General features: G+C 60.6%; 26 protein-coding genes. 14 read left to right on the top strand and 12 right to left on the bottom strand.

Annotated features, from left to right (window positions below; translation table 11 throughout):
- Window positions 1-40: 40 nt before the first annotated feature.
- The 6 genes from ACW9HW_RS09750 to gatC form a co-directional block, all read right to left on the bottom strand.
- Entirely contained in the window at window positions 41-418 is a 378-nt protein-coding gene (locus ACW9HW_RS09750; RefSeq protein WP_095193929.1) for a carboxymuconolactone decarboxylase family protein, read from the bottom strand.
- Window positions 415-1,476: a calcium/sodium antiporter gene (locus ACW9HW_RS09745; RefSeq protein WP_095193928.1), complete on the bottom strand. Its 1,062-nt coding sequence runs from the start codon at window positions 1,474-1,476 to the stop codon at window positions 415-417. Before ACW9HW_RS09745 ends, ACW9HW_RS09750 begins: the two co-directional genes overlap by 4 nt.
- 50 nt (window positions 1,477-1,526) lie before the next feature.
- Window positions 1,527-1,898 carry a septal ring lytic transglycosylase RlpA family protein gene (locus ACW9HW_RS09740; RefSeq protein ID WP_095193927.1) on the bottom strand — a complete coding sequence of 124 codons (372 nt, stop codon included), beginning with the start codon at window positions 1,896-1,898 and terminating at the stop codon, window positions 1,527-1,529.
- A 148-nt stretch (window positions 1,899-2,046) separates the two neighbouring features.
- The gene (gene gatB / locus ACW9HW_RS09735; RefSeq protein ID WP_457399643.1) at window positions 2,047-3,492 is read right to left on the bottom strand and encodes an Asp-tRNA(Asn)/Glu-tRNA(Gln) amidotransferase subunit GatB; all 1,446 of its coding nucleotides are present in this window, start codon (window positions 3,490-3,492) and stop codon (window positions 2,047-2,049) included.
- Between the two features lie 10 nt (window positions 3,493-3,502).
- Window positions 3,503-4,954, bottom strand: a complete 1,452-nt coding sequence (gene gatA, locus ACW9HW_RS09730) for an Asp-tRNA(Asn)/Glu-tRNA(Gln) amidotransferase subunit GatA (RefSeq protein ID WP_095193925.1) — start codon at window positions 4,952-4,954, stop codon at window positions 3,503-3,505.
- Between the two features lie 17 nt (window positions 4,955-4,971).
- Window positions 4,972-5,259 (bottom strand): Asp-tRNA(Asn)/Glu-tRNA(Gln) amidotransferase subunit GatC, encoded by a 288-nt coding sequence (gene gatC / locus ACW9HW_RS09725; protein ID WP_007976465.1) that lies wholly within the window; start codon window positions 5,257-5,259, stop codon window positions 4,972-4,974.
- A gap of 211 nt (window positions 5,260-5,470) precedes the next feature.
- Here gatC and mreB point away from each other — a divergent pair, with 211 nt between their 5' ends.
- From mreB to tldD, 8 genes are all read left to right on the top strand, one after another.
- Window positions 5,471-6,508 (top strand): rod shape-determining protein MreB, encoded by a 1,038-nt coding sequence (mreB, locus tag ACW9HW_RS09720; RefSeq protein ID WP_002555108.1) that lies wholly within the window; start codon window positions 5,471-5,473, stop codon window positions 6,506-6,508.
- Between the two features lie 143 nt (window positions 6,509-6,651).
- Window positions 6,652-7,764: a rod shape-determining protein MreC gene (gene mreC / locus ACW9HW_RS09715; RefSeq protein ID WP_457399646.1), complete on the top strand. Its 1,113-nt coding sequence runs from the start codon at window positions 6,652-6,654 to the stop codon at window positions 7,762-7,764.
- The gene (mreD, locus tag ACW9HW_RS09710; RefSeq protein WP_095193923.1) at window positions 7,764-8,255 is read left to right on the top strand and encodes a rod shape-determining protein MreD; all 492 of its coding nucleotides are present in this window, start codon (window positions 7,764-7,766) and stop codon (window positions 8,253-8,255) included. The genes mreC and mreD overlap by 1 nt, the downstream gene beginning before the upstream one ends.
- 43 nt (window positions 8,256-8,298) lie before the next feature.
- Complete coding sequence (locus ACW9HW_RS09705) at window positions 8,299-8,895, top strand: Maf family protein (protein WP_457399640.1); 597 nt, start codon at window positions 8,299-8,301, stop codon at window positions 8,893-8,895.
- 57 nt (window positions 8,896-8,952) lie between these two features.
- Window positions 8,953-10,410, top strand: a complete 1,458-nt coding sequence (gene rng, locus ACW9HW_RS09700) for a ribonuclease G (RefSeq protein WP_095193921.1) — start codon at window positions 8,953-8,955, stop codon at window positions 10,408-10,410.
- Between the two features lie 75 nt (window positions 10,411-10,485).
- Window positions 10,486-14,289 (top strand): YhdP family protein, encoded by a 3,804-nt coding sequence (locus tag ACW9HW_RS09695; RefSeq protein WP_457399638.1) that lies wholly within the window; start codon window positions 10,486-10,488, stop codon window positions 14,287-14,289.
- Window positions 14,290-14,474: 185 nt separating this feature from the next.
- Window positions 14,475-15,329, top strand: coding sequence for a carbon-nitrogen hydrolase family protein (locus ACW9HW_RS09690; protein ID WP_095193919.1), 855 nt, complete (start codon window positions 14,475-14,477; stop codon window positions 15,327-15,329).
- Window positions 15,330-15,341: 12 nt separating this feature from the next.
- Window positions 15,342-16,784, top strand: a complete 1,443-nt coding sequence (gene tldD, locus ACW9HW_RS09685) for a metalloprotease TldD (RefSeq protein WP_095193918.1) — start codon at window positions 15,342-15,344, stop codon at window positions 16,782-16,784.
- A 47-nt stretch (window positions 16,785-16,831) separates the two neighbouring features.
- On the opposite strand, the gene yjgA is transcribed toward tldD, so the two are convergent.
- On the bottom strand, window positions 16,832-17,356 hold the full coding sequence (yjgA, locus tag ACW9HW_RS09680; RefSeq protein ID WP_008054354.1) for a ribosome biogenesis factor YjgA: 525 nt from the start codon (window positions 17,354-17,356) through the stop codon (window positions 16,832-16,834).
- Between the two features lie 108 nt (window positions 17,357-17,464).
- On the opposite strand from yjgA, the gene pmbA reads away from it, so the two are divergent.
- From pmbA to ACW9HW_RS09650, 6 genes are all read left to right on the top strand, one after another.
- On the top strand, window positions 17,465-18,811 hold the full coding sequence (gene pmbA, locus ACW9HW_RS09675; protein WP_095193917.1) for a metalloprotease PmbA: 1,347 nt from the start codon (window positions 17,465-17,467) through the stop codon (window positions 18,809-18,811).
- Window positions 18,812-19,061: 250 nt separating this feature from the next.
- The gene (locus ACW9HW_RS09670; RefSeq protein ID WP_095193916.1) at window positions 19,062-19,469 is read left to right on the top strand and encodes a FagA protein; all 408 of its coding nucleotides are present in this window, start codon (window positions 19,062-19,064) and stop codon (window positions 19,467-19,469) included.
- A complete protein-coding gene (locus tag ACW9HW_RS09665) occupies window positions 19,450-20,826 on the top strand; it encodes a class II fumarate hydratase (protein WP_457399635.1) in 1,377 nt (458 codons plus the stop codon). Before ACW9HW_RS09670 ends, ACW9HW_RS09665 begins: the two co-directional genes overlap by 20 nt.
- Before the next feature lie 27 nt (window positions 20,827-20,853).
- Window positions 20,854-21,282 (top strand): hypothetical protein, encoded by a 429-nt coding sequence (locus tag ACW9HW_RS09660; protein WP_457399633.1) that lies wholly within the window; start codon window positions 20,854-20,856, stop codon window positions 21,280-21,282.
- A gap of 1 nt (window position 21,283) precedes the next feature.
- Window positions 21,284-21,904, top strand: a complete 621-nt coding sequence (locus tag ACW9HW_RS09655) for a superoxide dismutase (RefSeq protein WP_095193913.1) — start codon at window positions 21,284-21,286, stop codon at window positions 21,902-21,904.
- A gap of 20 nt (window positions 21,905-21,924) precedes the next feature.
- Window positions 21,925-22,818 (top strand): ZIP family metal transporter, encoded by an 894-nt coding sequence (locus tag ACW9HW_RS09650; RefSeq protein ID WP_095193912.1) that lies wholly within the window; start codon window positions 21,925-21,927, stop codon window positions 22,816-22,818.
- 160 nt (window positions 22,819-22,978) lie between these two features.
- On the opposite strand, the gene ACW9HW_RS09645 is transcribed toward ACW9HW_RS09650, so the two are convergent.
- From ACW9HW_RS09645 to ACW9HW_RS09625, 5 genes are all read right to left on the bottom strand, one after another.
- Entirely contained in the window at window positions 22,979-23,254 is a 276-nt protein-coding gene (locus tag ACW9HW_RS09645) for an HPr family phosphocarrier protein (RefSeq protein ID WP_095193911.1), read from the bottom strand.
- Between the two features lie 15 nt (window positions 23,255-23,269).
- Window positions 23,270-24,127, bottom strand: a complete 858-nt coding sequence (gene rapZ / locus ACW9HW_RS09640) for an RNase adapter RapZ (RefSeq protein WP_095193910.1) — start codon at window positions 24,125-24,127, stop codon at window positions 23,270-23,272.
- Between the two features lie 2 nt (window positions 24,128-24,129).
- Entirely contained in the window at window positions 24,130-24,594 is a 465-nt protein-coding gene (gene ptsN, locus ACW9HW_RS09635; RefSeq protein ID WP_095193909.1) for a PTS IIA-like nitrogen regulatory protein PtsN, read from the bottom strand.
- Between the two features lie 12 nt (window positions 24,595-24,606).
- Entirely contained in the window at window positions 24,607-24,915 is a 309-nt protein-coding gene (hpf, locus tag ACW9HW_RS09630; RefSeq protein WP_007941242.1) for a ribosome hibernation-promoting factor, HPF/YfiA family, read from the bottom strand.
- A gap of 74 nt (window positions 24,916-24,989) precedes the next feature.
- The gene (locus ACW9HW_RS09625) at window positions 24,990-26,483 is read right to left on the bottom strand and encodes an RNA polymerase factor sigma-54 (protein ID WP_032829337.1); all 1,494 of its coding nucleotides are present in this window, start codon (window positions 26,481-26,483) and stop codon (window positions 24,990-24,992) included.
- Window positions 26,484-26,549: the final 66 nt, after the last annotated feature.

Genomic DNA, 26,549 nt, shown 5'->3' with positions numbered 1-26,549 from the left:
ACTGTGGGAGCGAGCCTGCTCGCGAAAACTATGGACCTGCTTACTGCTTCTGGTAGCTATCGATCACTTCCTGCGCCGCCCGAAACGCATCGATCGCCGCCGGTACGCCGGCATACACCGCGCAATGCAGCAGCGCTTCACGGATCTCATCCACCGTGCAACCGTTGTTCAACGCACCACGCACATGACCTTTCAACTCTTGCGGGCACTTCAGTGCGGTCAGCGCGGCGAGGGTGATCAGGCTGCGGGTTTTCAATGGCAAGCCTTCACGGTTCCACACGCCGCCCCAGGCGTGTTCGTTGACGAAGTCCTGCAGCGGCTGGGTGAATTCCGTGGCGCTGCCCAGCGCGCGGTCGACGAAGGCGTCGCCCATCACTTGGCGACGTACTTCAACGCCGGTTTTTTTATTTTCGGTCATGGCAACTCCCTCTTGTGATGTTGGCGGCGCCAGGCGCGCAGCGACGTGAACAGCAAGAACGCCACCAGCGCCGGCAGGACGAAAAACAGCATCAGGTGTTCAAGCTTGCCCGCCAGCGGCATGCCTGTGGTGAACGACACCACGTGCAGCCCGTAAGCCAGGTACAAGCCCAAAAACAGCAGGCCCTCGACGCGGGTCACGCGGTAGCCGGAATAGAACATCGGCAGGCACAGCACGGCGACGCCGAGCATCACCGGCAGGTCGAAATCCAGAGCGTTGGGCGACACCGACAGTGGCGCAGGCGCAATCATTGCGGTCAGGCCCAGCACGCCCAGGAGGTTGAACAGGTTGCTGCCGATCACGTTGCCCACGGCGATCTCCCGTTCACCGCGCAACGCGGCGATCAACGAGGTGGCGAGTTCCGGCAGCGACGTGCTGACAGCGACGATGGTCAGGCCGATGATCCGCTCCGACAGTCCGAGGTCGGTGGCCACCGATACTGCCGCGCCCAGCAGCAAATGTCCGGCGTACACCAGCATCGCCAGGCCGCTGACGATCATCAGCAGGCTGCTGACCCACGGCGCCTGGGTGCCTTCGGAACTGATCGAATGCGGGCGCGCCGAGTGCCGCGACTGGCGCAGCAGCAAACCCAGGTACAGCACCAGTGCCGCCAGCAGCATCACACCGTCGGCGCGGGTCAGTTCTTCGTTCCAAGCCAGCAGGAACACCAGCAGGCTGGCGCCGATCATCAGCGGAATATCCAGGCGCACCAGTTGCCGTGATACCCGCAACGGGATGATCAGCGCCGACAACCCGAGGGTGACGAGGATGTTGAAAATGCTGCTGCCGATCACACTGCCGACGGCGATGTCGGCGTTATGCGCCAGGGTCGCTTGCAGGCTCACGGCCATCTGCGGTGCACTGCTGCCGAGGGCCACAATGGTCAGGCCGATGATCAGCGGTCGCACATACAGGCGCGCGGCCAGGCGCACCGCCCCACGCACCATCAGTTCGGCGCCGGCGATCAATAGCACCAGCCCGCTGAGCAATTCGATCACGCTGATCAGGGGTAAATCGACTAGTCCGAAAATGGTCGGGGCTCCGTGGTTCAGTCGAGGGCTTGCACGCGAACCCGTGCGGTGCCGCTCTTGAGCATGCCCAGGCGTTCGGCGGCTTCATGGGACAGGTCGATCAGGCGCCCGCGGGTATGTGGCCCGCGATCGTTGATGCGCACGATGCAGGATCTGTCGTTTTTCAGATTGGTGACTTTCACCCGCGTACCGAAGGGTAGCTGGCGGTGGGCGGCGGTCATTGAATTCTTGTCGAAACGCTCGCCGCTGGCGGTGCGTTTGCCCTGGTGTTTGGCACCGTAGTACGAGGCCACACCGGTTTTGTCGTAGCCGTGTGGATCGACGGTGTCGGTGCTGGCGCAACCGGCGAGCAGAGAGAGCAGGGCGCAAAGTCCAAATAGACGCTTCATAGAAGTGTTCCCGAAACAAAAGTGGGAGCGAGCCTGCTCGCGAATGCCAATCTGACAGTCAACTTTGTATTGAGTGCCAAACCCCATTCGCGAGCAACTCGCTCCCACAGTAAAATGGAGCCAGGTTTGAATGCTGGCTCCATTCCGGTCAGCCTTCGAGCTTGCTTTTGAGCAGTTCGTTGACCTGTTGCGGGTTGGCCTTGCCTTTGGAGGCTTTCATGGCCTGGCCGACGAAGAAGCCGAACATCTTGCCGCGTTTGGCTTCGTCTGCCGCGCGGTACTGTTCAACCTGTTCGGCGTTGGCCGCGAGCATTTCGTCCAGCACCGCCGAGATTGCGCCGGTGTCGGTCACTTGCTTGAGGCCGCGCTTGTCGATGATCTCGTCCGCGCTGCCTTCGCCGTTGGCCATGGCTTCGAACACAACCTTGGCGATCTTGCCGGAGATGGTGTTGTCCTTGATGCGCAGCAGCATGCCACCCAGTTGCTCGGCCGAAACCGGCGACTGTTCGATATCCAGGCCTTGCTTGTTGAGCAGGCTGCCCAGTTCAACCATCACCCAGTTCGCCGCCAGCTTGGCGTCGCCGCCGATGCTCGCGACTTTCTCGAAGTAGTCGGCTTGCTCGCGGCTGGTGGCCAGCACGCTGGCGTCGTAGACCGACAGGCCGAACTCTGCCTGGAAGCGTTCGCGTTTCTGCGGCGGCAACTCCGGCAGGGTGGCGCGCACGTCATCGAGGAACGTGTTTTCGATGACCACCGGCAACAGGTCCGGATCGGGGAAGTAACGGTAGTCGTTGGCTTCCTCCTTGCTGCGCATCGGACGGGTCTCGTCCTTGTTCGGATCGTAGAGGCGAGTCTGCTGGATCACCTTGCCGCCGTCTTCGATCAATTCGATCTGACGCTGGACTTCGCTGTTGATCGCCTTCTCGATGAAGCGGAACGAGTTGACGTTCTTGATCTCGCAGCGGGTGCCGAATTCGGCCTGGCCTTTCGGACGGATCGACACGTTGCAGTCGCAACGCAGCGAGCCTTCGGCCATGTTGCCGTCGCAGATGCCCAGGTAACGCACCAGGGCGTGGATCGCCTTGACGTAGGCCACGGCTTCCTTGGCGCTGCGCATGTCCGGCTCGGAGACGATTTCCAGCAGCGGCGTGCCGGCACGGTTCAGGTCGATGCCACTGGCGCCGCTGAATTCTTCGTGCAGGCTCTTGCCGGCGTCTTCTTCAAGGTGTGCGCGGGTGATGCCGACACGTTTGACCGTGCCGTCTTCCAGGGCGATGTCCAGGTGGCCCTTGCCGACGATCGGCAACTCCATCTGGCTGATCTGGTAGCCCTTGGGCAGGTCCGGATAGAAGTAGTTTTTACGGGCGAACACGTTGTGCTGGCCGATCTCGGCGTCAATCGCCAGACCGAACATCACCGCCATGCGCACCGCTTCCTGGTTCAGCACTGGCAATACGCCAGGCATGCCGAGGTCGATCAGGCTGGCCTGGGTGTTCGGCTCGGAACCGAAGGTGGTGGAACTACCGGAAAAGATTTTCGACCGGGTGGTGAGCTGGGTGTGAATCTCCAGCCCGATCACGACTTCCCATTGCATGTGTGTCTCCTCAGAAGCCGGTTGGGGTGCGGGTATGCCAGTCAGTGTTCAACTGATACTGGTGGGCAACGTTCAACAGGCGGCCTTCCTGGAAATACGGGGCGAGCAGTTGCACGCCGACCGGCAGGCCATCGACGAAACCTGCAGGCATGGACAAGCCCGGCAGGCCAGCGAGGTTGGCGGTGATGGTGTAGACGTCTTCCAGGTACGCAGCGACCGGGTCGCTGTTCTTGGCGCCGAGCTTCCAGGCCGGGTTCGGCGTGGTTGGGCCGAGGATGATGTCGACTTCATTGAAGGCCGCCATGAAGTCGTTCTTGATCAGGCGACGGATCTTCTGTGCCTTCAGGTAGTAGGCGTCGTAGTAGCCGGCTGATAGCGCGTAGGCACCGACCATGATGCGGCGCTGCACTTCAGTCCCGAAACCTTCGCCACGGGAACGCTTGTACAGGTCCTCGAGGTTTTTCGGGTCTGCGCAACGGTAGCCGAAACGCACGCCGTCGAAGCGCGACAGGTTGGAAGAGGCTTCGGCCGGAGCGATCACGTAGTACGCAGGAATGGCGTGCTGCATGTTCGGCAGGCTGATTTCCTTGACCACGGCGCCGAGCTTTTTCAACGCTTCGACGCTGGCCATGACCAGATCGGCAATGCGCGGGTCGAGACCGGCGCTGAAGTACTCCTTCGGGACACCGATACGCAGGCCTTGCAGCGAACCGTTCAGGCTGGCGCTGTAGTCCGGCACGGGTTCATCGATGCTGGTGGAGTCGTTCGGATCGAAGCCGGCCATACCTTGCAACAATATTGCGCAGTCTTCAGCGGTGCGTGCCAACGGGCCGCCCTGATCGAGGCTGGAGGCGTAAGCGATCATGCCCCAGCGCGAGACGCGACCGTACGTCGGTTTCAGGCCGGTGAGGTTGGTCAGCGCCGCTGGCTGACGGATCGAACCACCGGTATCGGTGCCGGTGGCCGCAGGCAACAGGCGAGCGGCCACCGCGGCGGCCGAACCACCGGACGAACCGCCCGGCACGTGTTCGAGGTTCCACGGGTTTTTCACCGCGCCGTAATAGCTCGACTCGTTGGCCGAACCCATGGCGAACTCGTCCATGTTGGTCTTGCCCAGGGTCACGGCCCCGGCAGCGGCCAGCTTGGCGACGACGGTGGCGTCGTACGGAGCCTTGAAGTTGTCGAGCATCTTCGAGCCGCAGCTGGTGCGGATGCCCTGGGTGCAGAACAGGTCCTTGTGGGCGATCGGCGCGCCGAGCAGGGCGCCGCTCTCACCGTTGGCGCGGCGTGCGTCGGCGGCTTTCGCCTGCTGCAGCGCCAGGTCTTCGGTGAGGCTGATGAAACTGTTGAGCTGCGGATCGAGCTGGGCGATGCGCGCCAGCAGGACTTTGGTCAGCTCTTCGGAAGAAAACTTTTTATCGGCGAGTCCGCGGGCGATCTCGGCCAGAGTCAATTGATGCATTGCAGGCTCTTTCCCTATTAGTCGATGACTTTCGGAACCAGGTACAGGCCGTTTTCGACCGCTGGTGCGATGGACTGGTAGGCCTCGCGGTTATTGGTCTCGGTCACGACGTCTGCACGCAGGCGCTGGCTGGCTTCCAGTGGGTGGGCCAGCGGCTCGATACCGTCGGTATTGACCGCCTGCATTTCGTCGACCAGCCCCAGAATGCTGTTGAGGGCCGAAGTGATGTGTGGAAGATCGGCATCATTGAGGCCAAGGCAGGCCAGATGAGCGATTTTTTCCACGTCGGAGCGTTCAAGCGCCATTGGGATTCTCCAGTGGAAAACAAAACGGACGGCGTCCGTGTGTTAGATTGTCGGAACACTACCGCACTTCTACGGTCATAAGGCCGCGATTGTGGGGCTTGGTGCACAGAAAAGCGGCCAATTTAACATATTGGCGCCTTGCCCAAAATCCCTGTCGTTGTTAGAGTTTGCCGCACTTTTTTACCCACGCGTTGCCTAGGGTCCCTTTCCCATGTTCAAGAAACTGCGTGGCATGTTTTCCAGCGATCTTTCCATTGACCTGGGCACTGCCAACACCCTTATTTACGTGCGCGAGCGCGGTATCGTCCTGAATGAGCCATCGGTTGTGGCCATTCGGACACACGGTAACCAGAAAAGTGTCGTTGCTGTCGGCACCGAAGCCAAGCGCATGCTGGGCCGTACGCCGGGCAACATTGCTGCCATTCGTCCGATGAAGGACGGCGTGATCGCCGACTTCAGCGTCTGCGAAAAGATGCTGCAGTACTTCATCAACAAGGTTCATGAAAACAGCTTCCTGCAGCCTAGCCCGCGTGTGCTGATCTGCGTTCCTTGCAAATCCACCCAGGTTGAGCGTCGCGCCATCCGTGAATCGGCCCTCGGTGCCGGTGCCCGTGAAGTATTCCTGATCGAAGAGCCAATGGCCGCTGCGATCGGTGCCGGCCTGCCGGTTGAAGAAGCGCGCGGTTCGATGGTGGTCGATATCGGTGGCGGTACCACCGAAATCGCGCTGATCTCCCTGAACGGTGTGGTTTACGCTGAATCCGTGCGGGTTGGCGGCGACCGCTTCGACGAAGCGATCATCACCTACGTGCGTCGCAACTACGGCAGCCTGATCGGCGAGTCCACCGCCGAGCGCATCAAGCAGGAAATCGGCACGGCCTACCCGGGCGGTGAAGTGCGTGAAGTCGACGTGCGTGGCCGTAACCTGGCTGAAGGCGTTCCACGCGCATTCACCCTGAACTCCAACGAAGTGCTGGAAGCTCTGCAAGAGTCCCTGGCGACCATCGTTCAGGCCGTCAAAAGCGCCCTGGAGCAATCGCCGCCGGAACTGGCTTCCGATATCGCCGAGCGTGGCCTGGTGCTGACCGGTGGTGGCGCCTTGCTGCGTGACCTCGACAAGTTGCTGGCCCAGGAAACCGGCCTGCCGGTGATCGTCGCCGAAGACCCGTTGACCTGCGTAGCTCGCGGCGGTGGCCGTGCATTGGAAATGATGGATAAACACACCATGGATCTGCTCTCCAGCGAATAAGTCGCCGGATGGCCTTCATGCTGTTGAGCGCGCAGGCGGCACTTTGCAGTGCTGCCTGTTCGCGTTTATCTTCTGTCAGTCTGCATCCAGGCCGGTTTGATGCCGTATGAATAAAGAGAATATTTGCCTGGGAGGAGCGGCTTATTAAACCGCTTTTCACCAAGGGTCCCTCACTGGGCGTGCGCTTGTTGGTGCTGGTCGTGCTTTCGGTCGCGCTGATGGTGTTCGATGCCCGCTTCACACTGCTCAAGCCAGTGCGTAGCCAGATGTCGCTGGTGCTGATGCAGTCTTACTGGATCACCGACCTGCCGCAGCGGCTATGGCAGGGTGTGGCCAGCCAGTTTGGCAGCCGGACCGAACTCGTCGCCGAAAACGAAAAGCTCAAGAGCGAAAACCTGCTGTTGCAGGGGCGCATGCAAAAGCTTGCCTCCCTGACCGAGCAGAACGTTCGGCTGCGCGAGTTGCTCAACTCCTCGGCACTGGTCAACGAAAAGGTCGAAGTGGCCGAATTGATCGGCATGGACCCCAACCCGTTCACCCACCGCATCATCATCAACAAGGGTGAGCGTGACGGTGTGGTCCTCGGTCAACCGGTACTCGATGCCCGTGGCCTGATGGGCCAGGTGGTCGAGTTGATGCCCTATACCTCCCGCGTCCTGCTACTGACCGATTCCACCCACAGCATTCCAGTGCAGGTCAACCGCAACGGCCTGCGGGCGATCGCCAGCGGCACTGGCAACCCGGAACGCCTCGAGCTGCGTCACGTGGCGGATACCGCTGACATCAAGGAAGGCGATTTGCTGGTCAGCTCCGGCCTGGGGCAGCGTTTCCCGGCAGGTTACCCGGTGGCCACGGTCAAGGAAGTGATCCACGACTCCGGCCAGCCGTTCGCCATTGTCCGCGCGGTGCCGACCGCAGCCTTGAATCGCAGCCGTTACCTGCTGTTGGTGTTCAGCGACAACCGCACCGCTGAAGAGCGTGCCAATGATGCGGCGCAGGCTCAGGAGTCTCTGGATGCTCAGGGCGGTGGACCGATCATTCCGGCGACCGTGCCGAAACCCGCCATTGTTCCGGCCGCCGTCGCGGCGCCAGCAGCACCGGTAGCCCCGACAACGGCTCCTGCTGCCGCCACTCCGGCCAAGCCTGTCGCCACCCATCCCGCCGCTGCCAAGCCTCCGGCGGCTCAACCCGCTGCCGTGAAGCCTGCTGCCAAACCGCCTGTCTCCGCGCCGGCTAACACTGGGGGACGAGAATAATGGTCGGTGTCAAAGCTTCACGAAACGGCTGGATGGTCTGGCTGACGTTCGCCATCGGCATGCTGCTCAGCGTTTCGCCGCTGCCGCAATTCATGGAAATCCTTCGCCCGCTATGGCTGGCCCTGCTGCTGGCGTTCTGGGCGTTGGCCCTGCCGCAGAAAATCGGGATGGTCACCGCGTGGTGCCTGGGCCTGGCTGAAGACGTGCTGTATGGCACGCTGCTGGGCCAGAACGCTTTGATCCTGACCCTCATCACCTACCTGGTGCTGGCACTGCAACAACGTCTGCGGATGTTCCCGATGTGGCAGCAGAGCCTGGTGATCCTGGTGATCTTCGGCCTCGCGCAGCTTGTTCAGCTATGGCTCAGCGCGCTGACCGGCAACCGTCAGCCAACGCTGGCGCTGGTATTGCCGGCGCTGGTCAGCGCATTGCTCTGGCCATGGATCAGCTTCGCTTTGCGCGGTTTGCGTCGACGCTACAAAATCAATTAATTCGGTCAGGCATTTGCCTCCAATTTGACAGGGAGATGTCTTGATGAAACGGCTGTACCTCGCCTCTGGCTCGCCGCGTCGGCGTGAACTGCTCACGCAGATCGGCGTGCCTTTCACCGCCATCAGTGCGGACATCGATGAAACCCCTCTGACTCATGAATCGCCTTCGGCCTATGTCGAGCGTCTTGCGCGCGGCAAGGCTGCGGCCGGGCGCGATTCGGTGGTGTCCGATGCGCCGTTCTGCGTGCTGGGCGCCGATACCGCTGTGGTGCTCGACGGCAAAATTCTCGGCAAACCGGTTGATGAAGCTGACGCTTGCGCCATGCTGAATATGTTGTCCGGCAAAGAACATGAAGTCCTGACGGCGATTGCACTGCTCGACGGTGAGCGTTGCGAGTCGCGGGTGGTGCGCAGTGTGGTGCGTTTTCGCCCCATCGACAGCGACGAGGCGGTGGCCTACTGGGCCAGCGGCGAGCCGCGGGACAAGGCAGGTGGTTATGGAATTCAAGGATTGGGTGCGGTGTTTGTCGCCGGGCTTGATGGAAGTTATTCGGCGGTGGTTGGACTGCCGCTGTGCGAAACCGCGGAACTGCTCGGCCATTTCGGCATACCCTGTTGGCAAACCCATAACGCGCGTTAAGCGTCGTACTGACCAGATGCGGCCATTATCGTGAACATGCCTGAACGAGATCCTGCCATGAGTGAAGAGATTCTGATCAACATCACGCCGATGGAATCACGCGTGGCGGTGGTCGAAAACGGTGTCCTGCAAGAGGTCCATGTCGAGCGCACGCAAAAGCGCGGGATCGTCGGCAACATCTATAAAGGCAAAGTCGTGCGGGTATTGCCGGGCATGCAGGCGGCATTTGTCGATATCGGCCTGGATCGTGCCGCGTTCATTCATGCCTCGGAAATTTCCCTGCGCGAAGGTCCGGCGGTGGAGAGCATCAGCGCCCTGGTACATGAAGGCCAGAGCCTGGTGGTGCAAGTCACCAAGGACCCGATCGGCTCCAAAGGGGCGCGGTTGACTACCCAGTTGTCGATCCCGTCGCGCTATCTGGTGTACATGCCGCGCACCGCACATGTCGGCATTTCGCTGAAGATCGAAGACGAAGCCGAGCGCGAACGCCTCAAGCAAGTGGTCAGCGATTGCGTCGCCAAGGAAGGCATCAAGGAAGCCGGTGGTTTTATCCTGCGTACGGCGGCCGAAGGCGCCGGCGCCGACGAAATCCTCATGGACATCCGCTACCTGCGCAGGCTCTGGGATCAGATCAATGCCCAGATCTTGACCATCAGCGCGCCAAGCGTGATCTATGAGGATCTCGGCCTGGCCCTGCGCACCCTGCGTGATCTGGTGAGCCCGAAAATCGAGAAGATTCGCATCGACTCACGGGAAACCTTCCAGAAAACCACGCAATTCGTCGCCGAACTGATGCCGGAGATCGCCGATCGTCTGGAGCACTACCCCGGCGAGCGGCCGATTTTCGACCTGTACGGCGTCGAGGACGAAATCCAGAAAGCCCTGGAACGTAAAGTCCCGCTCAAGTCCGGTGGTTACCTGGTGGTGGATCCGGCGGAAGCCATGAGCACCATCGACGTCAACACCGGGGCGTTCGTCGGTCATCGCAACCTCGAAGAAACCATCTTCAAGACCAACCTCGAAGCCGCGACCGCCATCGCTCGCCAACTGCGACTGCGCAACCTGGGCGGGATCATCATCATCGACTTCATCGACATGGAAGATGAAGAACACCAGCGCCAGGTGCTGCGCACGCTGGAGAAGCAGTTGGAGCGCGATCACGCCAAGACCAACATTATCGGTATCACCGAGTTGGGCCTGGTACAGATGACGCGCAAGCGCACCCGCGAAAGCCTTGAGCAAGTGTTGTGCGAACCGTGCACCAGTTGCCAGGGCCGCGGCAAGTTGAAGACCCCGGAAACCGTTTGCTACGAAATCTTCCGCGAAATCCTCCGCGAGGCTCGCGCCTATCAGGCGGAAGGCTATCGTGTATTGGCGAACCAGAAAGTTGTCGATCGCCTGCTCGATGAAGAGTCGGGCAACGTCGCCGAGCTTGAAGGGTTCATCGGACGCACCATTCGGTTCCAGGTGGAAACCATGTATTCCCAGGAACAATACGACGTGGTGCTGCTCTGAATCGCTACGTCCTGATTTTTTCTCAACGGCTGGCCTCAGCTTTTCGCAGAACTTTTGCCATGGGAGCCAACTGACATGGAGCGTCTGACACGCATTTTGGCCGCACTGACCCGCTGGGGTCTGGGCCTGTGCGCGTTGGTTTTGGTATTGATGGCGTTGTACGTCAGCCTTGGCCGGGAATTGGCGCCGCTGGTGGCCGAATACCGTGTCGAAATCGAAACCAGGGCCAGTGAGGCCTTGGGCATGCCACTGCAAATCGGCGAGTTGAAAGGCAGCTGGAGCGGCTTCGCGCCTATTTTGTCGGTTCACGATGTCACAGTGGGCGAGGGCGCCAACGCCCTGCACCTGGAGCATGTGCGGGTAGTGCCGGATCTTTGGGGCAGTGTAATGGCGCGCGAAGTGCGCATCGCCCATCTGGAACTCAACGGCCTGAAGATCAGCCTCAAGCAAGGCGATGATGGCCAGTGGGCGCTGGAAGGCTTGCCGGTCAAGGACGATCAGCCCCTTGACCCGCAGCAGTTGCTCAATCGCATGCAGATGCTCCAGCAGTTGTCGGTTCTCGACAGCCAGATCACCTTGCAGCCGTGGGGAGCGTCGCCACTGACGCTGACCTACGTCGGCCTGAATCTGAAAACCGGTGTCACGCGTCAGCGACTCGATGCGCGCCTGACGCTGCCTGACGGGCAACCGCTGGCCATGAGCCTGCGCACGCGCATACGCGCCAGCCAGTGGAAGGAGGCTGAAGCCCAGGTTTACCTGAGCCTGCCGCAAAGCGACTGGTCGAAATGGCTGCCCGAGAGCATCAGCCAGCAATGGAATTTTTCCGAGATCAAGGCCGGCGGCGAGCTGTGGGCGACCTGGGGCAAGGGCGAGCTGCAAAGCGCTGCGGTGCGTTTGAATGCACCGCAACTCAAGGGTGCCTATGCCGAACGCAAACCGGTGCAGATCAACAATCTGGCGCTCAATGGCTATTTCCAGCGCAACGCCGAAGGCATGCTGGTGACGGTGGATTCCCTGGCGATGAACCTCGGCGAAACCCGCTGGGAATCGCGTCTGCAGTTCAAGCAAACCAAAGCCACTGACAATTCGGAGGCGCTCTGGCATTTGCAGGCCGACCGCCTCGAACTGACCCCGCTCACGCCGCTGCTCAATGCCCTGGCGCCACTGCCAGAAGGCCTTGCCACGGTGATTGAGCGACTCAAGGTCACCGGCGGGCTGCGCAATGTCCTGATCGATGTGCGGCCCAATGCCACTGATGCCAGCAAATTCAGCTTTGCCGCCAACCTCGACCGGGTCGGTTTCGACGCCTATCACGGCGCGCCAGCGGCGCGAAACGTCACGGGCAGCATCAGCGGTGACCTTGGGCAGGGCGAGTTGCGCATGGACAGCAAGGATTTCATGCTGCACCTGGACCCGATTTTCGCCAAGCCATGGCAGTACATTCAGGCCAATGCCCGCCTGACCTGGAAGCTCGACAAAGAAGGCTTCACCCTGATCGCGCCGTACCTGAAGGTGCTGGGCGAAGAGGGCAAGATTGCCGGCGATTTCCTGATCCGCCTGCATTTCGACCACACCCAGGAAGACTACATGGACCTGCGGGTCGGTCTGGTGGAGGGTGACGGTCGTTACACCGCCAAATACCTGCCGGCGGTGCTCAGCCCGGCGCTGGACGAATGGTTGCGTACGGCGATTCTCAAAGGTGCGGTGGATCAGGGCTTCTTCCAGTACCAGGGGTCGTTGAACCACGGCGCAGCCGAGACAGCGCGCAGTATCAGTCTGTTTTTCAAGGTGCACGATGCCGAATTGGCCTTCCAGCCGGGCTGGCCCCATGTCAGCAAGGTGACGGGCGATGTGTTCGTTGAAGACAGCGGCGTGCGGATCCTGGCCAGCAAGGGGCAATTGCTCGATACCCAGGTCCGCGACATTTACGTCAATATCCCCCATGTGCCGGACGGGCAAAGCTCCCACCTGCTTCTCGACGGGGCGTTTGCCGGAGGTTTGGGCGACGGTCTGAAAATTCTTCAAACAGCGCCGATCGGCGCTGCCGAGACCTTTGCCGGTTGGGAAGGCGAGGGTGACCTGCAAGGCAAGCTCAAGCTTGATATTCCTTTGGCCAAGGGCGAGCAACCGAAAATCCTGGTCGACTTCAAGACGGCCAAGGCCCGCCTGAAACTGGCCGAACCGTCACTGGAGCTGACGCAGCTCAAGGGCGATTTCCGCTTCGACAGCGCCAAAGGACTGAGCGGGCAAAACATCACCGCCCGAGCGTTCGACAAACCGGTAAGCGCGCAGATTTTCGCCGATGGTCGCGAAGGCAAGCTCAACACCCGGGTCACCGCTTCGGGGCAGGTCGAAGTCAAAAAGCTCACGGACTGGCTGAGCGTTACCCAGCCATTGCCGGTCAGCGGCGTGATCCCCTACCAATTGCAACTGACCCTCGATGGCGCTGATAGCCAGTTGATGGTCAATTCCAGTCTCAAGGGCGTAACCCTGGACTTGCCAGCGCCGTTCGGCCTGGCGGCGGATGCGGGGCGTGACACGACGTTCCGCATGACGCTGCAAGGCGCGGAGCGACGCTATTGGGTGAACTACGGCGAACTGGCGAACTTCACCTTTGCCGCACCGACCGGCAACATTGCCAACGGTCGTGGTGAGTTGTTCCTGGGCAACGGCGATGCGGTGTTGCCCGGTGCCAAGGGCCTGCGTGTGCGCGGCGTGCTGTCGGAACTGGACGTCGGGCCGTGGCAGGATCTGGTGAGCAAGTATGCCGGGAGTGACCCCGGTGGCAGCGCCAAGCAGTTGCTCAGTGGCGCGGATATCAAGGTCGGCAAGCTTAGCGCCTTCGGCACGACATTGGATCAGGCGTCAGTGCAGTTGGCGCGTAAACCGACCGCCTGGGCCCTGCAGCTCGACAGTCAGCAGGTCAAGGGCAACGCCAGCTTCCCTGATGCGAAAGCCGCACCGATGGTGATCAATCTGCAAACCGTGCGTCTGCCGGCACCGGACCCGACGGTGCTGGCCGATGAGAACTCGCCGGACCCGCTGGCCTCGGTGGACCCGACCAAGATCCCGGCGATGGATATCACCATCAATCAGCTGTACCAGGGCAATGACCTGGTGGGTGCCTGGTCGCTGAAAGTGCGCCCGACGGCCAAGGGCATTGCTCTGAACTCACTGGACATGGGCCTCAAAGGCATTCTGTTGCAGGGCAGCGGCGGCTGGGAAGGTGTGCCCGGCGCCAGCACAAGCTGGTACAAGGGACGGATCAGCGGCAAGAACCTCGCGGACGTGCTCAAGGGCTGGGGCTTTGCGCCAAGTGTCACCAGTCAGGAGTTCCATATGGATGTGGATGGCCGTTGGCCCGGCTCACCGGCCTGGCTGGCGTCCAAGCGTTTTTCCGGCACCCTCGATGCTTCGATGAAGGAGGGTCAGTTTGTTGAAGTCGAGGGCGGTGCCCAGGCGTTGCGGGTGTTTGGCTTGCTCAACTTCAACTCCATTGGCCGGCGTTTGCGCCTGGACTTCTCCGACCTGTTCGGCAAAGGCCTGAGCTATGACCGGGTCAAGGGGCTGCTGGTGGCGACCAACGGCGTGTACGTGACCCGTGAGCCGATCCAGATGACGGGGCCGTCGAGCAATGTTGAACTCAACGGTACCCTGAATCTGGTCGGTGATCAGATCGATGCCAAATTGCTGGTGACCTTGCCGGTGACCAACAACTTGCCGATTGCCGCCTTGATTGTCGGTGCACCTGCCATTGGCGGGGCGCTATTTCTGATCGACAAGTTGATCGGCGATCGCGTCGCCCGTTTCGCCAGTGTGAAATACACCGTCAAAGGGCCGTGGAAAGATCCGAAAATCACCTACGACAAGCCTTTTTGAAACGCCATCCTTCGGACCTATGGAGTAGCATGGCGAGAATGGCTCGCCCCCCTTGTAGGAGCGAGCTTGCTCGCGATGGACGTGAACGATGACGCAGGCTGTCTGAAAAAACACGTCACGTTCAGATTCATCGCGAGCGAGCTCGCTCCTACAGAGTCTGTGTTGATATCAGTAAGGAAAAGCCCATGTCTGTAGCGGTGATTCAAATGGTCAGCCAGAGCGATGTGCCGGGCAACCTGGTTCAGGCGCGTCGCCTGCTTGAACAGGCAGCGGCGGCGGGTGCCGTGCTGGCCGTGCTGCCGGAAAACTTCGCCGCCATGGGCCGCCGTGATATCGCCGACATCGGTCGCGCCGAGGCATTGGGCGAAGGCCCGATCCTGCCCTGGTTGAAGCAGACCGCACGTGACCTCAAGTTATGGATAGTGGCTGGCACTTTGCCGTTACCGCCGGTGGATCAACCGACGGCCAAAGTGCACGCCTGTTCGTTGCTGGTGAATGATCAAGGCGAAACGGTGGCGCGCTACGACAAACTGCACCTGTTCGACGTGGATGTGGCCGACAATCGCGGCCGTTATCGCGAATCCGATGACTATGCTTATGGCAGTGGGGTCGTGGTCGCGGACACGCCGGTGGGGCGAGTCGGCCTGACGGTTTGTTATGACTTGCGCTTCCCGGAGCTCTACAGCGAATTGCGTGCTGCCGGCGCGGAATTGATTACCGCGCCGTCGGCCTTTACCGCCGTGACTGGCGCCGCGCACTGGGACGTGCTGATTCGCGCAAGGGCCATCGAAACCCAGTGTTACGTGCTCGCGGCTGCCCAGGGTGGGACGCATCCGGGGCCGCGGGAAACCTGGGGGCATGCGGCCATTGTCGATCCATGGGGTCGAGTGCTGGCGCAACAGGATCAAGGCGAGGCCGTACTGCTGGCCGAACGCGACAGCAGCGAACAGGCGTCCATCCGGGCGCGGATGCCGGTGTCCAGTCACCGGCGCTTTTTCTCGCAGGGCGCCCAGCGACCTGCATCAGAACGACGAATTTAAGGCGTAAAGCATATGAGCGAGTTGTTGTCCTCAGTCAGTGAACACCTCCTGGCGCCCGGTGGCGTAACGATCGAAAGCCTGCAAGGTGTGCTCGGGGATCTGGCCGGGCCGGGTATCGATGCCGCCGACCTGTATTTCCAGGGGCAGATTTCCGAGTCCTGGGCGCTGGAAGACGGCATCGTCAAGGAAGGCAGCTTCAATCTTGACCAGGGCGTGGGCGTGCGGGCTCAATCGGGTGAAAAAACCGGTTTCGCCTACAGCAACGCGATCACCCTCGAAGCTCTGGGCGCGGCGGCCCGTGCCGCCCGTTCGATTTCCCGGGCCGGGCAGAACGGCACGGTGCAAGCATTCACCACCCAGGATGTCGCGCAGTTGTACGCGCCGGACAATCCCCTGGAAGTGCTGAGCCGCGCGGAGAAAGTCGATCTGCTCAAGCGCATTGATGCCGCCACTCGCGCGCTCGATCCGCGTATCCAGCAAGTCACCGTGAGCATGGCCGGTGTCTGGGAACGGATTCTGGTGGCGTCTACCGATGGTGGTCTGGCGGCGGATGTGCGGCCACTGGTGCGCTTCAACGTCAGCGTGATCGTCGAGCAAAATGGCCGTCGCGAGCGCGGTGGCCATGGCGGTGGCGGTCGTACCGATTACCGTTACTTCCTCGCCGAAGACCGCGCCATGAGCTATGCCCGTGAAGCGTTGCGTCAGGCGCTGGTCAATCTGGAAGCCATTCCTGCGCCGGCCGGTACCTTGCCGGTGGTGCTCGGTTCCGGTTGGTCGGGCGTGCTGTTGCACGAAGCGGTCGGCCACGGCCTGGAAGGCGATTTCAACCGAAAGGGCAGCTCGGCTTATAGCGGGCGCATGGGCGAGAGGGTTGCCTCCAAACTTTGCACCATCGTCGACGACGGCACCTTGTCCGGGCGTCGTGGCTCATTGAGCGTTGACGATGAAGGCACCCCGACCGAGTGCACCACGCTGATCGAAAACGGCGTGCTCAAGGGGTATATGCAGGACAAGCTCAACGCACGGCTGATGGGTGTGGCCCGCACCGGTAACGGACGTCGCGAATCCTATGCGCATCTGCCGATGCCACGCATGACCAACACCTACATGCTGGCCGGCGAAAGCGACCCAGCGGAAATCATCGCTTCGGTGAAGAGGGGCATCTACTGCGCGAACCTCGGCGGTGGTCAGGTCGATATCACCAGCGGCAAGTTCGTGTTCTCCACCAGCGAGGCGTACCTGATCGAGGATGGCAAGATCACCGCCCCGGTCAAAGGTGCGACCTTGATCGGCAACGGCCCGGAAGCCATGAGCAAAGTGTCGATGGTCGGCAACGATCTGGCGCTGGACAGCGGCGTGGGGACGTGCGGCAAGGATGGTCAGTCGGTGCCGGTGGGTGTCGGCCAGCCAACGCTGAAGATTGATGCGATTACCGTGGGGGGCACGGGCTCGTAAGGATGGAGCTGCGGGTGAGTCGCGCGGCGACTCACCCGGTCCGGGATTCAACGCAGGCCGCGTTGAGTCTCGTCCAGCTCACGGATGTACTTGAAGATTTTACGGCTGGAAGCAGGAGGCTTGTTTTGTGCAACCTCGTGCTGTGCCTGACGGATCAGGGAACGCAGTTGCTGGCGATCGGCGTCAGGGTAGTCGACGACGAATTTTTCCAGAACGGCATCGTCACCGGCTATCAGGCGATCACGCCAGCGCTCCAGGTTATGGAAGCGCTCGTTGTACTGGCGAGTGGAGGCATCGAGTTGATCGAGCAAAACCAGAATGGCGTCAGTGTCCTGATCGCGCATCAGTTTGCCGATGAACTGAAGGTGCCGTTTACGCGCGATGTTCGCGGTGTGCTTGGGCGCATCGGCCAGGGCCCGGCGCAAGGCGTCGGTCAAGGGCAGTTTTGCCAGCAAGTCAGGCTTGAGTGTTGTGAGGCGCTCGCCGAGGTCAACCAGAGCATGCAGCTCGCGTTTGACCTGGGATTTGCTTTTTTCTCCCGTATCGAGGGAGTCGTCGTAAGAATCAACCATGGTGGCCGTCCGCAAAGAAACGCCGCCATGATAACCAGTCGGGGGCCGCTTGTCCGGCCCGGTCGCTCGATGACCGTCACCGAAAGCAGAATTTGAGTGGAGAACAGCATGAGTGCAGTTGAAAGCGTCGGCCCACAAGCATTGCCGGCACTGCAAGAACAAGTCGAGCAGATCATCGCTGAAGCCAAGCGCCAAGGCGCCAGTGCCTGTGAGGTGGCGGTATCCCTGGAGCAGGGCCTGTCGACCTCGGTACGCCAGCGTGAAGTCGAAACCGTCGAATTCAACCGCGATCAGGGCTTCGGCATCACCTTGTACGTCGGCCAGCGCAAGGGCTCGGCCAGCACTTCGGCCAGTGGTCCCGAGGCGATTCGTGAAACCGTCGCGGCGGCACTGGCCATCGCCAAACACACCTCTGAAGACGAAGCCTCGGGCCTGGCGGATGCCGCATTGATGGCCAGGGACCTGCAGGATTTCGATCTTTTCCACGAATGGGACATCACCCCGGAGCAGGCCATCGAAAAAGCCTTGCTCTGCGAAGCCGCGGCATTCGATGCCGACGCGCGGATCAAGAACGCTGACGGCACCACCCTGAGCACGCATCAGGGCTGCCGTGTGTACGGCAACAGCCACGGGTTTATCGGCGGTTATGCATCGACCCGGCACAGCCTGAGCTGCGTGATGATCGCCGAGGCCGATGGCCAGATGCAGCGTGATTACTGGTACGACGTGAACCGTCAGGGCAATTTGCTGGCCGATCCGGTGAGCATCGGCCAGCGTGCCGCGCAACGGGCGGCAAGTCGCCTGGGCGCGCGTCCGGTACCCACCTGCGAAGTACCGGTGCTGTTTTCCGCCGAGCTGGCCGGTGGTCTGTTCGGCAGTTTCCTGTCGGCGATTTCCGGTGGCAGCCTGTACCGAAAATCCTCGTTCCTTGAAGGCACCCTTGGGCAAAAGCTGTTTCCGGAGTGGCTGACCATTGATGAACGCCCGCACCTGATGCGTGCCCTGGGGAGTGCGGCGTTCGATGGTGATGGCCTGGCAACCTACGCCAAGCCGTTCGTCGAAAAAGGCGAGTTGGTGTCTTACGTCTTGGGCACCTACTCCGGTCGCAAACTCGGCATGCCGAGTACCGCAAATGCCGGCGGCGTGCATAACCTGTTCGTCACCCATGGTGATGAAGACCAGGCTGCCCTGCTGCGACGCATGGGCCGCGGGCTGTTGGTGACCGAGCTGATGGGCCAGGGCCTGAACATGGTCACCGGCGATTATTCCCGTGGCGCGGCGGGTTACTGGGTCGAGAACGGTGAAATCCAGTTCGCGGTCCAGGAAGTGACCATCGCCGGCAATATGCGCGATATGTTCAAGCAGATCCTTGCCGTGGGTAACGACCTGGAACTGCGCAGCAACATTCGTACGGGGTCGGTGCTGATCGAGCGGATGACGGTCGCCGGTAGCTGACCTTCCTCGCTGCATAAAAAAAGGCGCGCCACCCATCGGGTGGCGCGCCTTTTTGTTGGGCTTCGCACAATTCCCTTGTGGGAGCGAGCCTGCTCGCGAAGGCGGCCGATCATTCAACGATTTATGTTGGCTGACACTCCGCAGTCGCGAGCAGGCTCGCTCCCACAAGGTATCTTGCGTACACAGTCGGGGTTGTTTTGGTTCTCATTATCATCTAATAATAAATCTCATTACCGAATGAGCCCAGATCATGAGTTCTGCCTTGCACGAGCAGCCTTACCTCGAAAGCTGGCGCTGGATGAGCCGCCAGATCCGTTGCGCGATGGATCCTGACGAACCTCGCCTGATCGATCATTACCTGGCCGAGGGCCGGTATCTGGCCTGTTGCACGGCGACCTCACCCTGGACCGTCGCTGAAACCTCTTTGCGTCTGTTGCTCGACACCGCCGCCGATGTCGCGCTGCCCTGGCACTGGCGCACTTACTGCCTGGACCAGGCCTGGCGTCCGCTGCGTGAGCTGGAACGCCTGTCTCTATGCAAATGCCGCCTCAAGCGCTGGCAGAGCTACACCTGGCAACTGGCGACCTGCGAGTTGCAACCCTCGATTCCCTTAATTGAACTGGTGCAAGGATCTACAGATGACCAAGACACGTATTGAGCGCGACAGCATGGGCGAGCTGCAGGTCCCGGAAGACGCCCTCTACGGCGCACAGACCCAACGTGCGGTGGATAACTTCCCGATCAGCGGCAAGCCGATGCCGGTACAGTTCATTCGCGCGCTGATCCTGGCCAAGGCGGCGGCCGCCCGGGCCAACATCGAGCTCAAGCAGATCAGCGAATCCCAAGGCAAAGCCATTGTCGATGCGGCGCAGGGTCTGCTGGAAGGCGATTTCATGCAGCACTTCCCGGTGGATATCTTCCAGACCGGTTCCGGCACCAGCTCCAACATGAACGCCAACGAAGTGATCGCCACCTTGGCCAGCCGCCTGCTCGGCGAGCCGGTAAACCCTAACGATCACGTCAACTGCGGGCAAAGCAGCAACGACATCATCCCCACCACCATTCACGTCAGTGCGGCGCTGGCCTTGCACGAACAGTTGCTGCCAGCCCTGACCGGGCTGGTGCAGGTGATCGAGCACAAGGCCGAGCAGGTTCATCACCATGTCAAAACCGGTCGCACCCACCTGATGGACGCGATGCCGGTGCGCATGAGCCAGGTGCTCAATGGCTGGGCGCAACAGCTCAAGGCCAACATCGGTCATTTGCAGGATTTACAGCCAAGCCTGCAATCCCTGGCCCAGGGTGGTACGGCCGTGGGTACCGGCATCAATGCGCATCCCGAATTCGCCGCGCGATTCAGCCGGCAACTGAGCCAATTGACCAAGGTGACATTCACCCCGGGTATCGATCTGTTTGCGTTGATCGGCTCCCAGGACACTGCCGTTGCCGTCTCCGGGCAGCTCAAGGCAACCGCCGTATCGCTGATGAAAATCGCCAACGATCTGCGCTGGATGAACTCCGGGCCCTTGGCCGGTCTGGGCGAAATCGAACTCGAAGCCTTGCAGCCGGGTTCTTCGATCATGCCTGGCAAGGTCAACCCGGTGATTCCGGAAGCCACCGCCATGGTTGCAGCTCAAGTGATCGGCAACGACGCGGTCATCACCATCGCCGGTCAGTCGGGCAACTTCGAACTGAACGTGATGTTGCCGATTGTTGCCCAGAACCTGCTGAGCAGCATCGAGCTGCTCGCCAACGCCAGCCGTTTGCTCGGTGAAAAAGCCATCGCCAGCTTCAAGGTGAACGAGTCCCGACTCAAGGAAGCGCTGTCTCGCAACCCGATTCTGGTGACTGCCCTCAACCCGATCATCGGCTACCAGAAAGCCGCCGAAATCGCCAAGAAGGCCTATCAACAAGGCCGGCCGGTGATCGATGTCGCACTGGAGCACACCGAGCTGTCACGCAGTCAGCTGGAAGAGTTGCTCAACCCGGAAAAACTCACCGCAGGCGGCGTGTAAACCCCACCACCGCTTTGGAGGTTCACCATGGAGCACTGGAAACGCACGATCGAAAGAGCCAATCGCTTTTTCATGCAGGGCGAGCTGGTCGATGCTCGCGAGGCATACTTGCAGGCATTGGCCCTGGCCCAGGTGTTGTTCGAGCGCTGGGCGGATGCCGACGAAGCGGTGGCGGCTTGCGTGATTTCCCATCACAACCTGGCAGACCTGCATTTGCGCCTGAATCAGCCGGAGGAGAGCGCCGAATACCTGTGCGCCATCCACCAGCGGCTGTTGCAGACCATGCAGGACCCGCGACTGTCACCGGCCTTGCGTGAGGCTGCGCTGCGTCAGAGCAGCAAAACCTATGTCGAGCTGCTGAATTTCATCAGCGAACACGGCGAATACCCGCGCACCCATCGTTTGCTGCACATCGTTACCGCCTCGCCCGCGTCTCATCATCATGGAGTCCATTGAAATGGCTTTTACCTTGCCCGCCTTGCCGTATGCCTACGATGCCCTGGAGCCGCATATCGATGCGCAGACCATGGAGATTCACTACACCAAGCACCACCAGACCTACATCAACAACCTGAATGCCGCTGTCGAAGGCACCGAGTTTGCCGAGTGGCCAGTTGAAAAACTGGTGGCCGCCGTGCAGCAACTTCCGGAAAAACTTCGCGCCGCAGTGATCAATCAGGGCGGTGGTCATGCCAATCACTCGCTATTCTGGGAAGTCATGGCACCCCATGGTGGCGGCAAGCCTGAAGGTGCACTGGCCGAGGCCATCGATGAGCAACTGGGTGGTCTCGACAGTTTCAAGGACGCCTTCACCAAAGCCGCGTTGACCCGCTTCGGCAGTGGTTGGGCCTGGCTAAGCGTGACGCCGCAAAAGACGTTGGTGGTGGAAAGCAGTGGCAACCAGGACAGTCCGTTGATGGGCGGCAATACACCCATCCTCGGCCTGGATGTCTGGGAGCACGCCTATTACCTGCAATATCAGAACCGTCGTCCGGAATACATCAGCGCGTTCTACAACGTGATCAACTGGCCTGAAGTCGCTGCTCGCTATCAGGCTGCGCTGGTCCAAGTCTTCTAAAAAACCATCCAAGGCTGACTATGGGCACTGAAACACTGGCGATCGGAAGTGGACGAATGTTTCGTTACGCGTTTGGATCGCTGTTACTGCTGGCGGGCATGAGCTTGCTGGTGGCGCACGGGCTGGAATGGCTGGACCTGGAGCCCCGGTTGTCGCGGGCGTTGCAGGGTGGTGCGATCTGCGCCCTCGGCACCGCGCTTGGGGCCGTGCCGGTGTTGGTGATCCGGCGCATGCCCCAGGCGCTCAGCGATACATTACTGGGGTTTGGCGCCGGAGTGATGCTGGCGGCGACGGCGTTTTCGCTGATCGTACCGGGCATTGCGGCGGCGGAGAATCTTGGCATGACCCCGTGGGCGTCCAGCGGCCTGATCTGTTTCGGCATCATGCTCGGCGCATTCGGTCTGTTTCTGGTGGATCGCAAAGTGTCCGGTGCCTCACCGCAAATGCTCGTCGGAACCGTGGAACATCCAGTGATTCCTCCTCGGATCTGGCTGTTCGTGTTCGCGATCATTGCCCATAACATTCCCGAAGGCATGGCTGTCGGTGTCTCGGCAGGCGGCGGCATGCCTGATGCCGACAGTCTGGCGATGGGCATTGCCTTGCAGGACGTGCCGGAGGGATTGGTGATTGCCCTGGTTCTGGCCGGGGCAGGGATGTCGCGGTTCAAGGCATTCCTGATCGGTGCCGCGTCAGGTCTGGTCGAGCCGGTGTTTGCCCTGTTGTGCGCATGGCTGGTGAGCCTGGCCGAGCTGCTGTTGCCGTTGGGCCTGGCATTGGCCGCCGGGGCCATGTTGCTGGTGGTCACCCATGAAGTCATTCCCGAGTCGCGTCGACACGGTCACGACAAGCTGGCCAGTCTCGGGTTGCTGGTCGGGTTCTGTTTAATGATGGTGATGGATACCGCGTTGGCCTGAATTGTGGCGAGGGAGCTTGCTCGCGCTGGGCTGCGAAGCGGCCCTAAAGCCTGCCATCGCAAATTTTCAGATACACCGCATCCAGTGATTTCACGACTGCTGCGCAGCCGCACGGGAGCAAGCTCCCTCGTCACAAAGGTCCGCTCGATATAAAGGGCGTTTATTCGCCTTCGTCGAAGTAGTTATTGATCAAGGCCACCAGCGCTTCCATCGCTTCCTGTTCCTGTTCGCCTTCCGTGCTCAGATGGATTTTGGTGCCCTTGCCGGCGGCGAGCATCATCATGGCCATGATGCTTTTGCCGTCGACGGTGGATTCTGGTGTGCGTCCAACCCTGATCGTGCATTCCTTGAATTGACCGGCAACCCCAACGAATTTTGCAGACGCCCGGGCATGCAAACCCAGTTTATTGATGATTTCGATTTCCAGAGCAGGCATCGCGATGTAAATCCTTTAGCTGAGGTCGCGGTGGCGGACCTGGACGTTCTTCAGGGATTGCTGCAGGGTCTTGCCCAGACGTTCGGTCAGGTAGACAGAGCGGTGATGCCCGCCGGTGCAACCGATGGCGATGGTGACGTACGCGCGGTTGCTGGCAGCAAAGCGGGGTAACCATTTGAGCAGATAGGTGGAGATGTCCTGGAACATCTCTTCGACATCCGGCTGCGCCGCCAGGTACTCGGCAACCGGCTGATCGAGTCCGGACTGCGCGCGTAACTCCGGTTTCCAGTAAGGATTGGGCAAGCAGCGCACATCGAACACCAGGTCGGCGTCGACCGGCATGCCGCGCTTGAAGCCGAAAGACTCCACCAGAAACGCTGTACCGGGCTCCGGCTGGTTCAGCAGGCGCAGCTTGATGGTATCGCGCAGCTGATACAGGTTCAGGTTGGTGGTATTGACCTTGAGATCGGCCAGGTCGGCAATGGGGCCGAGCAGGCTCGTTTCGTCGGTGATCGCTTCGGCCAGCGAGCGATTGGCACTGCTCAGCGGGTGGCGACGACGGGTTTCCGAAAAGCGTTTGAGCAGGGTTTCTTCGTCGGCATCCAGATACAGCACATCGCACTGGATGTGACGGCTGCGTACTTCTTCCAGCAACTCGGGAAACCGCGATAGATGGCTTGGCAGGTTGCGCGCATCGATGGATACGGCAACCAGCGGCTGTGACAGCTCGGTGTGAATCAACGCACGTTCGGCCAGTTCCGGCAGCAACCCGGCAGGCAGGTTGTCGATGCAGTAGTAGCCGTTGTCCTCGAGCACATCGAGGGCGGTACTTTTACCTGAGCCGGAGCGGCCGCTGACGATGATCAAGCGCATGATTACTGCCCGTTTTGCTCGTCCAGGACAACCTGATACAAGGCTTGATTGCTCGGGGCGCTGCGCAGTTTGTCGCGCACGTCCTTGCGGTCGAGCATGCTGGCAATCTGGCGCAACAACTCAAGGTGCGCATCGGTGGCGGCTTCCGGGACCAGTAGCACAAACAGCAGGTCAACCGGGGCGCCGTCGATGGCGTCGAAATCTATAGGGGCGTCAAGGTGCATCAAGGCACTGATGGGCGCGTTGCAACCCTTGAGGCGGCAATGAGGAATGGCGATGCCGTTGCCAAAACCGGTCGAGCCGAGTTTTTCGCGGGCGATCAAAGCCTCGAAGACATCTTGCATCTCCAGATCCGGCACTTCGCGATGGATAAGGTTGGCAATTTGCTCGAGGGCTTTCTTTTTGCTGCCGCCCGGCACGTTCACCAGGGAACGGCCGGGGGTCAGGATGCTTTCAAGTCGGATCATGGGTTGGGAGTGTTAACGACCGGTAGCGCCCTGGAGGAGGCTCTGGGTCTTTTCCTTATGCTTTTTGAGTTGTTTATCCAGCTTGTCGGTCAAGGCGTCGATCGCCGCGTACATATCGGTATGTTCCGCGTTGGCGACCACTTCATTGCCGGGAATATGCAGCGTGGCTTCGATTTTCTGCTTCAGCTTTTCGACCGTCATCGTGACCTGCACGTTGGTGATCTTGTCGAAATGTCGCTCCAATCGTTCGAGTTTTTCGCCGATGTAGGTGCGAAGAGGTTCGGTCACTTCCAGTTGGTGTCCACTGATGTTGACTTGCATACAGCTTCTCCTTCGTTGCCAGTGCATAAAGCGGCAGATCAGATGATCTGCCACTGGAACGCTGTGGCGTGGCTCTACATCAACCGCTTGCGTTCGCTCGAAGGCGCGATCCCGAGGGATTCGCGGTACTTGGCGACGGTGCGGCGAGCCACCTGAATGCCTTGTGCCTCCAGTAAACCAGCGATCTTGCTGTCACTCAACGGCTTTTTCTGATTTTCCGCGGCAACCAGTTTTTTGATGATCGCGCGGATCGCCGTGGACGAGCATTCGCCGCCTTCGGAGGTGCTGACGTGACTGGAGAAAAAGTATTTCAATTCATAGATGCCCCGGGGGGTATGCATGAATTTCTGCGTGGTCACCCGTGAGATCGTCGACTCGTGCATGCCGACCGCTTCAGCGATGTCATGCAGGACCAACGGCTTCATCGCCTCGTCGCCATACTCCAGGAAGCCGCGCTGATGCTCGACGATCTGGGTGGCTACTTTCATCAGGGTTTCGTTGCGGCTTTGCAGGCTCTTGATGAACCAGCGGGCTTCCTGCAGCTGATTGCGCATGAAGGTGTTGTCGGCACTGGTATCGGCGCGGCGCACGAAGCCGGCGTACTGGGCATTGACCCGCAGCCGTGGCACCGACTCCTGGTTGAGCTCTACCAGCCAGCGCTCGTTGTCCTTGCGCACGATCACGTCCGGGACCACATATTCGGCTTCGGTGGACTCGATCTGCGAGCCAGGGCGCGGATTGAGGCTCTGGACCAGTTCGATGACCTGGCGCAGTTCGTCTTCCTTGAGTTTCATGCGGCGCATCAGCTGGCTGTAGTCACGGCTGCCGAGCAAGTCGATGTAATCGGTGACCAGGCGTTTGGCCTCGGCCAGCCAGGGTGTTTTGGCAGGCAGCTGGCGCAATTGCAGCAGCAGGCATTCACCCAGGTTACGGGCGCCGATGCCGGCGGGTTCGAATTGCTGGATGCGGTGCAGGACGGCTTCGATTTCGTCCAGTTCGATGTCCAGTTCCGGATCGAAGGCTTCGAGGATTTCCTCGAGCGTTTCGTCCAGATAGCCCTGATTGTTGATGCAGTCGATCAGGGTCACGGCAATCAGCCGGTCGGTGTCGGACATCGGGGCCAGGTTCAATTGCCAGAGCAGGTGGCTTTGCAGGCTTTCGCCGGCTGATGTGCGGGTGGTGAAGTCCCACTCGTCGTCATCGTTGCTGGGAAGGCTGCTGGCGCTGGTCTGGTAGACGTCTTCCCATGCCGTATCGACGGGAAGCTCGTTGGGAATGCGTTCGTTCCAGTCACCTTCGTCGAGGTTATCAACCGTCGGCGCGCTTTCCTGGTAGGACGGTTCCTGGATGTCGGTGTTGGGCTTCTGTTCGGCGTTGTCGGCCAAGGGGTCGGTGTTGTCGAAGTCGTCGCCTTCTTCCTGGCGCTCGAGCATCGGATTGGACTCCAGGGCCTCCTGGATTTCCTGCTGCAGGTCCAGGGTCGACAATTGGAGCAGGCGGATGGCCTGTTGCAGCTGCGGTGTCATCGTCAGCTGCTGGCCCATTCTCAAGACTAGCGATGGTTTCATGGCAGGGGCTTAACACCTTATTCGCCGGCGCACATGCGCCATCCACTACAGGGGCGCCGGAGCGCC

It is taken from the genome of Pseudomonas sp. SDO5532_S415 (genome assembly GCF_054071155.1).
The sequence above is the reverse complement of the archived record's forward strand: the minus strand, read 5'-3'. Positions and strand labels throughout refer to the sequence as shown.